The sequence below is a fragment of the Vibrio sp. Isolate33 genome (genome assembly GCF_022397895.1).
Lineage (GTDB): Bacteria > Pseudomonadota > Gammaproteobacteria > Enterobacterales > Vibrionaceae > Vibrio > Vibrio pomeroyi.
Map to the genome: position 1 here is coordinate 563,377 of NZ_JAKEUP010000002.1, position 12,165 is coordinate 575,541.

The 12,165-nt window shown below is 45.4% G+C and carries 12 protein-coding genes; all 12 read right to left on the reverse strand.

The annotated features are described in order from the left end of the window. Window positions 1-97: 97 nt before the first annotated feature. The 12 genes from flgL to L1D37_RS05845 all read right to left on the reverse strand — a co-directional run bounded on the left by flgL (window position 98) and on the right by L1D37_RS05845 (window position 12,161). On the reverse strand, window positions 98-1,288 hold the full coding sequence (flgL, locus tag L1D37_RS05790) for a flagellar hook-associated protein FlgL (RefSeq protein WP_048661936.1): 1,191 nt from the start codon (window positions 1,286-1,288) through the stop codon (window positions 98-100). Between the two features lie 9 nt (window positions 1,289-1,297). Continuing rightward, window positions 1,298-3,178 carry a flagellar hook-associated protein FlgK gene (flgK, locus tag L1D37_RS05795; protein WP_239847216.1) on the reverse strand — a complete coding sequence of 627 codons (1,881 nt, stop codon included), beginning with the start codon at window positions 3,176-3,178 and terminating at the stop codon, window positions 1,298-1,300. A 211-nt stretch (window positions 3,179-3,389) separates the two neighbouring features. Continuing rightward, a complete protein-coding gene (gene flgJ, locus L1D37_RS05800) occupies window positions 3,390-4,307 on the reverse strand; it encodes a flagellar assembly peptidoglycan hydrolase FlgJ (RefSeq protein ID WP_239847218.1) in 918 nt (305 codons plus the stop codon). A 10-nt stretch (window positions 4,308-4,317) separates the two neighbouring features. Further along, on the reverse strand, window positions 4,318-5,409 hold the full coding sequence (locus L1D37_RS05805; protein WP_008218243.1) for a flagellar basal body P-ring protein FlgI: 1,092 nt from the start codon (window positions 5,407-5,409) through the stop codon (window positions 4,318-4,320). A 93-nt stretch (window positions 5,410-5,502) separates the two neighbouring features. Beyond that, window positions 5,503-6,279, reverse strand: coding sequence for a flagellar basal body L-ring protein FlgH (flgH, locus tag L1D37_RS05810; protein WP_176681819.1), 777 nt, complete (start codon window positions 6,277-6,279; stop codon window positions 5,503-5,505). A gap of 88 nt (window positions 6,280-6,367) precedes the next feature. Continuing rightward, window positions 6,368-7,156, reverse strand: a complete 789-nt coding sequence (gene flgG, locus L1D37_RS05815; RefSeq protein ID WP_004739713.1) for a flagellar basal-body rod protein FlgG — start codon at window positions 7,154-7,156, stop codon at window positions 6,368-6,370. 21 nt (window positions 7,157-7,177) lie between these two features. After that, window positions 7,178-7,927: a flagellar basal-body rod protein FlgF gene (gene flgF / locus L1D37_RS05820; protein WP_017056855.1), complete on the reverse strand. Its 750-nt coding sequence runs from the start codon at window positions 7,925-7,927 to the stop codon at window positions 7,178-7,180. Between the two features lie 252 nt (window positions 7,928-8,179). After that, on the reverse strand, window positions 8,180-9,484 hold the full coding sequence (gene flgE, locus L1D37_RS05825; protein WP_176681820.1) for a flagellar hook protein FlgE: 1,305 nt from the start codon (window positions 9,482-9,484) through the stop codon (window positions 8,180-8,182). A 49-nt stretch (window positions 9,485-9,533) separates the two neighbouring features. Further along, the gene (flgD, locus tag L1D37_RS05830) at window positions 9,534-10,247 is read right to left on the reverse strand and encodes a flagellar hook assembly protein FlgD (RefSeq protein ID WP_010439286.1); all 714 of its coding nucleotides are present in this window, start codon (window positions 10,245-10,247) and stop codon (window positions 9,534-9,536) included. Window positions 10,248-10,264: 17 nt separating this feature from the next. Beyond that, the gene (gene flgC / locus L1D37_RS05835; protein ID WP_017631739.1) at window positions 10,265-10,678 is read right to left on the reverse strand and encodes a flagellar basal body rod protein FlgC; all 414 of its coding nucleotides are present in this window, start codon (window positions 10,676-10,678) and stop codon (window positions 10,265-10,267) included. Window positions 10,679-10,682: 4 nt separating this feature from the next. Continuing rightward, window positions 10,683-11,078: a flagellar basal body rod protein FlgB gene (gene flgB / locus L1D37_RS05840; RefSeq protein WP_004736175.1), complete on the reverse strand. Its 396-nt coding sequence runs from the start codon at window positions 11,076-11,078 to the stop codon at window positions 10,683-10,685. 255 nt (window positions 11,079-11,333) lie between these two features. Further along, on the reverse strand, window positions 11,334-12,161 hold the full coding sequence (locus L1D37_RS05845; RefSeq protein WP_017631740.1) for a protein-glutamate O-methyltransferase: 828 nt from the start codon (window positions 12,159-12,161) through the stop codon (window positions 11,334-11,336). Between the last annotated feature and the right edge of the window lie 4 nt (window positions 12,162-12,165).

Consider the following 12,165-nt stretch of genomic DNA (forward strand, 5'->3'; position numbering starts at 1 on the left):
CAAAAAAGCGGCAAGCATTGGAGTCATTCGCACGTATGGCATAGCACATAAGGCAAAGAATCGACTCCGTGATGAACATCAGTTCACCATTAGATCGTTAAATATAGTTAAACAAGGTCAAGTCTTTAGTTTTGCCAAACGCTTGTTGTGAAGCTTGGAGCGCTCGAGAGTTTTCATTGAACTCAATGATGGCTTTCGAATAATCCAAGTCTTCAAAGTTGCTTTTCGCTTTCGCCAAAGACAACTTAAAATCTTCATGTTGTTGTTCTTGAATATCCAAAGTACTCAAGCGTGCACCGACATCGGTTCTCGCCTTAGTTAAATGGATAAACGCAGCATGGAACTCTTCTGTTACTTGGTGCAATTTCGCCGTTGCCGATGCATCCGACACTGGGTTTTCTGCCTGTTCTGCCGCCTCTTTGAACGTATCAAAGATAGAGAATGTCTCTCTCGGCTCTAAGGTGATGGAATCACCCTTAGTGATCTGGCCTTTGACTTGAATATTCAGCCCTTCGTAAACAATGCCTGTCGAAGGATCAAAATCTTCTGCTGCAACCACTGCACCGTCTTTTTCAAGCTGATAAGCGAAATTACCCGTCTGCATGTCAACAAAAGTCACTTTATAAGTAGACCCATCTTCATCGCTGTTGGTCGCGCGCCCGAGCAATAACTCAGACGCAGGTTCAAGCTCATATTGAGGCTCGTAATCACCGAACGGGTTGTCTATTTCCATAAACATTTTGCTGCCAGGATCATTCATCGCCATTTCAAAGCTACTTGCCACACGCATCTTGCGTTGGTAGTCATCACCTTGATAAGTCACATTCCCTTCGTTATCTCGAAAGAAAGGCTGATTTTTCGGCTTAGTGCCTGCAAATGTGTAGTTACCCGACTCATCTTGAGAGTTGGCCAAGTGCAGGAAGTTATTCGCTAACTCTTGGATCTCACGCTTTTTCGCTAAACGGTCTTCAGGGGAAAGTGCACCGTTGATCATTTCCATTACGGTTCGTTTTGCTTCATCAGCAAAACCTTCAGTGTTAGAAACCAATACCTCATGATGCTCAAGGCGGTTTCTGACCAAAGTAATCGCATCAACATATTGTTTTAGCTGCTCTGATTGTTGACCGATGTTTTGCAAATAGTGCGTCGCTAACGGGTCATCACTCGGCGACTGCAGCTTCTTACCAGAAGCGAGTTGCGCTTGGTTGTGATGCACCTTGTTCTCTTGGCGGCGCAAGTCATTTTGTACTGACTGATAGTTGTGGAAGCTAGAAATACGATTCAACATTTATGCTTCCTACCTCAGAGCCAAAATAGTATTAAACGTGTCATTGGCTGCTTGCATGATGCGTGAAGAAGCCATGTACGCTTGCTGAAATTTCATCATATTTGCCGCTTCTTCGTCGAGGTTAACCCCCGAGATCGAAGCAATACGTTCTTGAGCTGACTGCTTTTCTAGCGTCGCGATATCACTCAAACGATTTGCCGTTGAAGACTTCAAGCCCGTATTGGTATTCAAGTTGTGGTAAAGGTCTAAGATCGTAGACTCGCCATCATTCAAGATCTTACCTGTTTGAAGATCTTGTAGTTTACGTAGGTTTCCGTTGTCACCTTCTGATGGGACAAGGTTTGCCGTAAATTTGTCGTTTGCCACCGCACCGGCTGTTAGCTCAAAGGTCGTGCCATTAATGGTCACAGGCCCTTGTGGCGGATACGGTTGCGGCTGCATTAAAATGTTGCCCTTGGGATCCGTCACCGCAAACTGCTCACCCTTTGGTGACACAATCACTTCAAACTCACGTAGCTGCCCTGCCTCTAGAATTTTGAATCCAGCCGTACCTTTCGCAAAAGTGGTCGAAGCTTCATAACTTTGTGCAGCGATGTCTTTTGGATCTTTGGTTTCCATCTGAATTTGAGCGGCAAAGTTACGCGTTGGGCGCAGTAATAGCTTCTCGCCAAGTTCAGGAGGATTACGCACTTCCACTCGCATACCATCAAGATAAAAAGCGTTGCCACTCGAGTCAGTCGTCATCTTAACGGTTTCGCCATTCGGCTTAGTCACGACATAATCACTGCCGTCATACTTAAGACCGTATTCACCACCTTTTAAGGCAGAGGTATCATCGATATATACCGCAACATCGGCTTTTGACTGCCCACTAGCCGTGACACGAGATTTTGCCACTAGCTCTGAGTTCACATCGGTAAACAGGTCCTTACCCACGTTGCCGTCGAGATCCAAACCTTGTTCTTGAAGACTATTTACCTTGTACGAAAACGCCGTCGCCAAACGACCAAGCTCATCCATAATTGCTGGAATATGCTCGTCTCGCATGTCTAACATGGCACCGATTTTCCCATCGATATCACTGCTGGTGATCGGTTTTAAAGACTTTCCTTCAACAATCGCCAAGCGACGCTGATGCGCATCGGGCAAACCATCAACCATTTTCAGTTGGCTTGCTTCACTACCTGAAACCAAGGTGTGACCATTACCGATATGGACGTTAAACCCTTCAGCGTTTGAGCGCGGCGTTACCGTTACTTTGGTGTAGCCAGAAAGCTCATTAATCAACTTTTCGTGCTGATCTCGCAGGTCGTTATGTGGCCCAGGAGTTCGCATCATTAAGCGTTGTACGTCACGGATCTCGTAAGCCAGTTGGTTAACTCGCTCGATACCCATGTCTAATTTTTTGTTCGTAGAATCAGACTGTTGGCGAACCGTTTCATGAAACTCATTCAACGTTTTACTTAATAGCCCAGCCTTTTCTAATACAACCTTTCGCGCACCAACATCATTCGGTGTATCGGCTAATGTTTTCACCGAGTCAAACCACTCGTTGAGGTTTTCAGGGATCTTCTTCGAAGCCACCGATGACAACATGCTCGACAGCATATCTAGGTTCGCTTCGGTATCACCTTTGTTAGCGGCATTGGTTGTCGATAGGTTAAGTTCATTGACGGCAAATTGGTCCCAAGAGCGGCGAACATTTTCCACATGCACACCCATACCGTAGGTTTGACCACCGTACTGGCGCGGGTCATTCACACCTTGAATCACAGATTGGCGGCTATAGCCCTCTGTGTTGGCGTTAGAAATGTTATGACCTGTGGTGTTTAGCTGTCTCTGAGCGGTAAGAACACTTTGTGCCCCTACATTCAGAAGATCCGACGCCATAATGCCCCCAAAAAACTTAACAAAATCAGGATGAACTGATTAACTACCAGTTTAAAAAGCAATATATGTGCCAATAGAGATAGATAAGAATTAAAGGACAATAATTTATTGAAGTGTAAGGAGATAGCTTTGGATAACGCAGCAAAACTTGAGGTAGCGGATAAGAAAAGAGCCTGCCAAGGGCAAGCTCTCAATGTTCATTAAAGGTTGATTAGTTCATCTCATCAATCTTGGCTTTAACGCGCAATACCTTATCAGCATAGTTAGGGTCAGTTGCGTAGCCAGCTTGGTGGATACCTTTGATGAAGTTCTCTGAATTACCTTGATGCTGAAGTGCCGTTTCGTATCTTGGGTTTTCGTTCAAGAACTTCACATAGTCATTAAAGCTATCTTCAAAGTTTGAGTAAGAACGGAAAGATGCCGACTCTTTAACGGCTGTTTTACCGTGGAACTCAAGAGTTTGAGTCGCAACCTTATCGCCCTTCCAGCTTCTGTCCGCCTTGATGTTAAATAGGTTATTACTGTTACCTAGTGAGTTCTTAACCATTTTAGAACCCCAACCTGTCTCAAGTGCCGCTTGTGCCAATAGTAGAGATGAATCTACACCAAGCGCGCTTGCTGCTTTTTCTGCGTAAGGCTTCATTGAAGTAACAAATGACTCTGGGGAATCGAAAGAAACGGGTTGTTTTACCGCTGACGCAGATTGCACTTCAGATGCTCTATCTTCTGAGCGGCCTGAGTACTGAGGTATTTGCAGTGAAGTATCAAAGCCTTCATTACGAACCTTATCTTCTGTCGCGTCGCTTGCTTGTCCCGCACTTAACTGCGCCACAATCATATCCGCAAGACCTAACGAACCTGAAGCACTCAGCTCACTCGCCATTTGGTCATCTTGCATCTGACGATAGAACTGTTCGTTCTGGCTGTTCAACATGTCCGACTTGAAGCTAGAGTTCGCATCGCGCATCGACTTAAACAACATCGAAGTAAAAATCGATTCAAACTGTTTTGCTGCAGCCGTCAGTGCTTCTTTTTCGCTGCCCTCTTCGCCATTTACCGCTTGTTGACGAAGACGGTCGAGACTGCCGATATCGTGAATAAAGCCGATGTCATTGTTATTCTTAATCATGCTTTATTCCTTAGATAATGATCAATTGGCCTTCAATCGCACCCGCTTGTTTCAGTGCTTGAAGGATTGCCATTAAATCAGAAGGCGCTGCGCCTACTTCGTTGACTGCGCGAACCAAATCATCCAGCGTTAAGCCCGGTTCAAACTTGAACATCTTGCCATCAGCTTCAGTTACTTCGATATCTGAATCAGGAACAACTACCGTTTGACCACCAGAAAATGCATTCGGTTGGCTTACGTTTAGGTTTTCTTTGATAGCAACCGTCATACCACCGTGCGTTACCGCTGCCGCTTTTAGGCGAACGTGCTTACCAACCACAATCGTACCTGTTCGAGAGTTGACGATGATTTTTGCAGAGCCTTCAGCAGGGTCGAACTCGATGTTTTCGATAGCCGATAGGAACGCCACACGCTGGCTGATTTCACGCGGAGCACGAACTTTTACTGAAGTTGCGTCTACCGCTGAAGCCATTTGTGGGCCTAGGAAATTATTAACCGCATCAGCCATACGCTGAGCCGTTGTGAAATCTGATTGGATTAGGTTGAAGGTGATGTAGTCACCACGACCGAATGGCGTTGGGATCTCTTGTTCAACCGTTGCACCGCTAGAGATGATGCCAACGTTAGGGTTGTTACCGACAATCTTAGAACCATCGTTACCCTGCGCGCTAAAGCCACTTACTACCAAGTTACCTTGCGCTACCGCATACACTTGGCCATCAAGACCTTTTAGGAAGGTTTGTAGTAGCGTGCCGCCACGTAGGCTTTTTGCCGAACCGATAGAAGATACGGTTACGTCAACTTCCTGACCTTGCTTAGAGAAGGCTGGCAGTTCAGCAGTCACAATAACAGCCGCGACGTTTTTGGTTTTTGGCTTAGTGCCGGGCGGCAATTGGATGCCAAAATTTTGCAGCATTGCGTTAAATGTTTGATCGGTAAAGGGAGTTGTCTCACCAGTACCCGGCAAGCCCGTGACCAAACCATAACCGACAAGTTGGTTACTACGAACACCCGCCACTTTTGCCACGTCTTTAATACGCGCAGCATGAGCACTGGTGGCAAGAAATAGCATGCCGAATAGTACGAGTGTCAGTTTTTTCATTGAGTAACCTGTCTGTATTGCTTTAATTTATAATGAGTTAGCTTGAAATTAGATAATTACGAGAGAGTCAGTAAGCCGACACTCTCTCAAGCTCTACAGAGATACATTAAAGAATCGTGCCAAGAATCCAGGCTCTTGCATATCTTTTTGCACGCCAGTGCCAGAGTATTGAATTCGTGCGTTAGACACACGGTTTGAAGCGATGGTGTTTTCGAAATCAATGTCATCAGGACGGATGGTGCCGCTTAGGCGGATATACTCATCACCCGTATTCAGTGTCATCCACTTTTCGCCACGAACCACTAGGTTGCCATTAGCTAATACTTCGATGACTTCAACGGTAATGTAACCGCTGATGCTGTTACTTTGGTTGGCTGACGCATCACCTGCAAAGGTATTGGTGTTGCTCAGGTCATAAGAGAAGTTGTACTTGTCGATCGTCAGCTCTTGGCCGCCCACAGCCAGAGGTTCCATCGATGCATCGTTCGACTTAGACATGTCAGCATTGGCTTTTTTGGTCGCTCGGGTGTTCTCATCCAGCGCCACAGTAATGATGTCACCAATACCACGCGGTTTTGAGTCATCATACATGCTACCAATATGATTAATATTAAACAGTGAGCCTGTTGCCGCTGCGTAATGTTCTGGTTTTTCTTTTGGATTGATTGGCGCCCAAGCTGGATCACCAGCGATAGGATCGGTTCTGCCACGAAGCGTGTCGATAATGCCTGAGCTTTCTTCTGCCGACTTATCGCCTTCTACCGCATCAACCACTGTAGTCGCGTTCTCTTGCGCTGGCGTTTCAATTGGCTCCAATACAGAACAGCCAGTCATAGACAAAAACAGGGCTAAACAAAAAATACGTTTCATGGCGATATACTCTCAACAAGTCGTTGTAAATAGTAGACAGTGGCAAACACGTCGATTAATGCGAAACAAGTAAGCGGCGATAAACCAATTACAGCTGTTGGTTAACAAAGCTCATCATCTTGTCTACCGACGAGATAACTTTCGAGTTCATTTCGTAAACACGTTGAGCTTCGATCATATTCACTAGCTCTTCGGTTACGTTTACGTTCGATGTTTCTAGCATCGACTGGCGGATGTTACCTAGGCCATCAAAGCCCGGAACACCTTCTTGTGGGTCACCACTCGCACCTGTCGGCAAGTAAAGGTTTTGACCAACTGGTTCTAAACCGCCTGGGTTTACGAAGTCTGTAATCGTGATTTGGCCAACTACGACGTTGTTTTGCTCACCACGAAGACGAACCGACACTTCACCGTCGTTGCCAACCGTTACCGAGATCGCATCTTCAGGGATAACGATTTCAGGTTGCAGAGGGTAACCTTGACCCGATGTTACGATTGCGCCGTCACCGTTCAGAGTAAACTGACCATTACGGCTGTAACCTGTTTCACCATCTGGCATCTCAACTTGGAAGAAGCCGTCGCCTTCAATCATCATATCTAGGCTGTTCGATGTTGTTTGTGCGTTACCGTGCGTGTGAACCTTTTGAGTAGCCACTACTTTAGAACCAGCACCCAACATCAAACCACTTGGCAGTTCAGTGTTCTGAGACGATTGGCCACCCGGTTGGTTGATGTTTTGGTAGAACAAGTCTTCAAATACCGCGCGGCTCTTTTTAAAACCAATGGTCGAGGCGTTGGCAAGGTTGTTCGAAATCGTTGAGATATTGGTTTGTTGGGCGTCTAAACCTGTTTTACTTACCCATAATGCTGGATGCATAGCAATTTCCTTTAAATTCTATTAGCTCATACGAAGCAGTGAATCAGACGACTTGTCCATTTCCTCTGCTGTGCTCATCATCTTGACCTGCATTTCAAACTGACGTTGTAAGTCAATTAAGCTGGTCATTTCACCTACGGCATTTACGTTACTGCCTTCGATAGCACCTTTTAGCAACGTTACCGCTGCATCTGCTTCGTATGCCTGATCTGGGTTTTTCGAACGGAATAGACCATTCGTATCTTTAAACAAACTTTGGTTGTCTGGACGTACAAGCTTAATACGATCAACTACGGCCAATTCTTCAGCTGGAGCGCCTTGAGGAATGACTGAGATCGTACCGTCTGTACCAATTTCTACTTTACTTATTGGGATTGGGAGCGTGATTGGTGCGTCGTTTTCACCAAGCACTAAGTGGCCACTTGCGTTGGTTAGTAAACCGTTTTGGTCAACCCTTAGGTTACCGTTACGTGTTAAACCTTCACGACCAGTGTTGTCCATCACTGAAATCCAACCATCACCTTGAATGGTGACGTCTAGATCTCGGCCAGTAGTAACCACACTACCCTGAGCGAAATTATGACCCGGACGCTCTGTCATGCTGAAAACACGAGTAGGCATGCCTTCACCATACGCTTGCATTGAACGTGCCTGTGCTAAATCAGCACGGAAACCCGTTGTACTTACGTTGGCAAGGTTGTTTGCACGTAGCTGCAAAGCTTGCATATTTTGCTTAGCGCCACTCATGGCAAGAAACAGTGCGCGATCCATAATTTTGCTCCAAAAATCATCTTCTGGGGCTAATAAAGCAAACACTGTGCCAATATTTTTAACTGTTATTTATCAATAATTTAAATAGAAAACGAACAAGAAAGGTGATCATCAAAGGATCATTCAGGAAGAATTGTTGCCAGTGGCATTACCGTGCGGCAATAGGGGCGGCAAATAAAAAGACAAACAACAATACCCAATTCAATAACATTGAATTGGGTATTCGCAGATGATTCAAACGCTTTAAAACGATTAACGAATCTGAAGAATATTCTGTTGTAGCTGGTTGTGTACTTCTAGAGAACGCGAGTTCGCTTGGAAGTTACGTTGAGCAGAAATCAAATCAACCAGTTCTTGAGTCATATCGATATTCGATTGCTCTAGAGAGCCGTTGTTGATGCTACCAAATGAACCTTTGTTCGATTCACCCCAGATTTTGTCACCTGAGTCGTTAGTAGAATCCCATTGAGTGCCGCCTTTCTTGTCTAGACCTTGCTCATTTGGTACACGAACCAAGCCTACACGGCCAAGCATCACGTTTTCACCGTTTGAGTATGTACCTAGAACACTGCCGTACTCATCGAAATCAATTTTGGTTAAGAAACCTGTTGTCGCGCCATCTTCATCAAACTTAGTCAATTCAAACGGAGCAGCAAACTGAGTTGAAGAATCTAGACCAAACTTAAGCACTTGTGTTGGATCCGCACCATTCAAATCAATTGGGTTCGCGCCAGCACCTAGTGGTTCCGAGTTAATCGGCTGACCATTGTTCAGGCTCGCTAACGTACCGTCATTGTTGAACTTCATTGTGTGACCAACATGGCCTTGTGCATTCGTCGCATCACCACCAGTGATGTTGATTGGCTTTTCGCCATTCTCATCTGACATGGTGTAGTACGTTTGCCAAGTGTTTGGTTGAGTCTGATCTTTGAGGTAGTAAGTCGTTAACTTGTAAGATTGACCCATAGAATCGTATACCGTCGAAGACGTTGCACGGTTATAAGTATCAGCATCTTGGTAGTTAAATGCAGCTGGGTCTTTAAGATCACCGTTTGCAGGCAGGTTAACCCCTACTTCAATGTTTTCTGTCTGTTTTGGCTTACCAAACTCAGCAGGAATGTCGAGAGGCTTTGGCGCGTAAGAAAGAACTTCACCCGAATTTGGATCAACATCGTAACCTAAAAGAAACTCATCGTTAGCTGTAACCATGTAGTTATCTTTGTTTAGGTGAAATGCACCATTACGCGTTAGTTCATTAATCTCTGGCACCATGCGATCTTTCGATACAGCAAAGAAACCTGTACCACTGACACGTAAGTCCATTGGGTTGTTCGTATAAATACTCGAACCTTCGTGGAACTGCTGCGCTACTTGGCTAGCTTGCGCACCGCCACCAGCAGTCGTTTTTGCGTTAGTGAACAACGAGCTTGAGTAAACATCACCAAACTCGGCACGAGACTCTTTAAAGCCAAATGTGTTTGCGTTCGCAATGTTGTTACTGGTTGTATTCAGGTCTAATTGTGCAGCGGATAGGCCGCTTAAAGCTACATATGACATTCCAATATTCTCCTAATCTATCTAGCTAGCATAGTCACTCAATAAAGAGCTACGCTTTACCAACTTCTAGTACTTCAGCAAGTCGTACTGGCGATGTGAAACCAGCCAGATTGAGTAGTACGTTGCCATCACCCTTACCAAGAAGCACACTGTTCACGTTCGCATAACTGGAAACTTGGAACTCTGTGTTCTCGCCATCCAGCAAACCCGACGCTTTCACGTTGTATTTACCGGCCGGCAATGGGTTACCGTCTTCGTCTTTTCCGTCCCATTCAACACGTGTGTCACCAGAAGGTTTAGAACCGATATCAAATGTGCGAACCAATTGGCCAACTTCGTTCTCAACACGGACCATTACATTGTCCATTGCCTGAGGAAGCTTAACCATTGCCGCCATACCGCCATCACCGGGTTTCACACCTGCCGCACCAGGAACCAATACATCACGGCCAACCAAAGAGGATGCCTGCAGTGCTTGGTTAGAGGTCATTGATGAATTCAAGCTTTCAAACTGTGTATTCATTTTGCCAATGCCATCTACGGTCGCAAATGAAGCCATTTGCGCAATCATCTGGTCATTGCTAACCGGCTTGAAAGGGTCTTGCTGTGCTAATTGCTTAGTCAACAAAGATAAGAAATCTTCTTGCTTAAGATCCTGCTTACCTGTTGTTTCGTCGGGCTTCTTAGCGCCATCTTGAAGACTCTTCAGCTGGTCAACATAGGACAAGCCGCTTTGACCAACATTGTTGTTGATTCCAGCCATGTGCTACCTCCTTATCCTTATTGACCCATCTGCAGCGTACGCAGCAGCATTTGTTTACTCGAGTCAGCAACCTGTACGTTCGTTTGGTACGCACGTGATGCCGAAATCATGTTTGCCATCTCTTCCATAACGTTCACGTTCGGCTTGTAGATGTAGCCTTCGTTATTCGCTAATGGGTGATCAGGGTTGTACTCCGCGCTTAGCGGCTTATCGCTTTCAACAATACCTAATACTTTCACAGGTACAGTGTGGTCACTGTTGCGTGCTCGATTTAACTCAGCGCCGAACACTGCGTGGCGAGCCTTGTAAGTTTCTTCAGCAGAACTACTTACACTGTCCGCGTTCGCAAGGTTGCTCGAGGTCGTATTTAGACGAACAGATTCAGCACTCATCGCAGAACCAGTCACATTGAATACATTAAATAAGCTCATCTAATTATTCCCCTTTAATCGCTTTAGTTAAATTCTTGAACTTACTTCCTAGGAAGTCGAGAGAGGCTTGATGCCTAATTTGGTTTTGCATGAAAAGGTTTCTTTCCAAATCCAAATCAACCGTGTTGCCATCTCCTGTATCAGGTTGTGTAGGAATTCGATACTTCGTTTCCCCGTTCACCGTTGTTGAGGCAGAAATGTGCCGACCATCTGTGCGGCTAAGACCAATGCTTGCCCCAGAACTTGCCGCTTGCAGCGATTTCTTAAAGTCTAATCCCTTTGCCTTATACCCAGGCGTGTTCGCTTGCGCGATATTGGTGGAAAGCACCTCAGCGTTACGCTCACGTACACCAACTGTGTGTTGGTGAATGCCTAAAGCATTGTCAAAAGAAATAGCCATGTAAACCTCAACTCAAGAACTGACTGTTATGAAATAACCAAAGCAATATATATACCAACTTTTAAAACAAAGCGGTCTATCAATACTTTTACAGGTTACTCGTGGGTAAACTTGCAATATACAAGCCAAAAAATAGAGTAAATTGGAATGTCACTCTGACTTAAAGATATAGGTTAAGCAGGAAAAAGAAAACCCAGCACTTGGCTGGGTTTTAAAATTAGACAGTAACGCCGCACCTGATTCTGGTGCCAACCATTACTTTAATTTGTAGATGATGCCTGGATTACAGCGAACCATTTCAAAACGATCCGTTAAGCCTGTTAGTGATTCCGACGCACCTAATAGCAGGTAACCACCAGGGTTGAGGCTATTCGCCATCTGGTTAAGTACCTTTGACTTCATATCAGGTGAGAAGTAAATCAGCACGTTACGACAGAAAATGATGTCGAACTTGCCTAACAGTGCATAGCTGTCCATCAAGTTTTGAGGACGGAAGTTCACCATGCGCTTCACGTTGTCTTTCACTTTCATACGACCATCGCCCGCATCTTCAAAGAAGGTACGACGACGCTCTGGAGAAAGTCCGCGTCCCAAAGCTAGGTTGTCGTACGCGCCCGTGCGGCACATATCCAACATACTTGCTGAGATGTCAGTTGCGGTAATCGATACATTTGGCAGCATACCCGGCTTACGCGCTTGAGTCTCAAGCACCGTCATTGCCATTGAGTATGGTTCTTGGCCTGAAGAACTTGCCGCAGACCAAATCTTAATAGGACGTTTATTTGCCGCTATTTCCGGTAGAAGTTTATCCGCAAGCACAGCAAACGGGTAAGTATCTCGGAACCAAAGTGTCTCGTTCGTCGTCATAGCATCCACTGCTGCCACTCTCAACTCACGGTTTCGACCTGTCACTACATCTCTCAGCAAATCAGATAACGACGCTACATTGAACTTCGTTACTAATGGGCTTAGACGGCTGCGCACTAAGTACTGTTTGCTGTCACCTAATACAATGCCACATTGAGATTCTAAGAAACGGCTGAAATCGCGATACTCTTGATCACTTATTGTTATAGCAGTCATTAAT

Bases quoted from the DNA above. Each gene is read 5' to 3' on its own strand.
- flgL (WP_048661936.1), bottom strand. From the start codon at position 1,288: ATGTTGAATCGTATTTCTAGCTTCCACAACTATCAGTCAGTACAAAAT.
- flgK (WP_239847216.1), bottom strand. From the start codon at position 3,178: ATGGCGTCGGATCTTCTGAATGTAGGGGCACAAAGTGTTCTTACCGCT.
- flgJ (WP_239847218.1), bottom strand. From the start codon at position 4,307: ATGATTAAGAATAACAATGACATCGGCTTTATTCACGATATCGGCAGT.
- L1D37_RS05805 (WP_008218243.1), bottom strand. From the start codon at position 5,409: ATGAAAAAACTGACACTCGTACTATTCGGCATGCTATTTCTTGCCACC.
- flgH (WP_176681819.1), bottom strand. From the start codon at position 6,279: ATGAAACGTATTTTTTGTTTAGCCCTGTTTTTGTCTATGACTGGCTGT.
- flgG (WP_004739713.1), bottom strand. From the start codon at position 7,156: ATGCATCCAGCATTATGGGTAAGTAAAACAGGTTTAGACGCCCAACAA.
- flgF (WP_017056855.1), bottom strand. From the start codon at position 7,927: ATGGATCGCGCACTGTTTCTTGCCATGAGTGGCGCTAAGCAAAATATG.
- flgE (WP_176681820.1), bottom strand. From the start codon at position 9,484: ATGTCATATGTAGCTTTAAGCGGCCTATCCGCTGCACAATTAGACCTG.
- flgD (WP_010439286.1), bottom strand. From the start codon at position 10,247: ATGGCTGGAATCAACAACAATGTTGGTCAAAGCGGCTTGTCCTATGTT.
- flgC (WP_017631739.1), bottom strand. From the start codon at position 10,678: ATGAGCTTATTTAATGTATTCAATGTGACTGGTTCTGCGATGAGTGCT.
- flgB (WP_004736175.1), bottom strand. From the start codon at position 11,078: ATGGCTATTTCTTTTGACAATGCTTTAGGCATTCACCAACACACAGTT.
- L1D37_RS05845 (WP_017631740.1), bottom strand. From the start codon at position 12,161: ATGACTGCTATAACAATAAGTGATCAAGAGTATCGCGATTTCAGCCGT.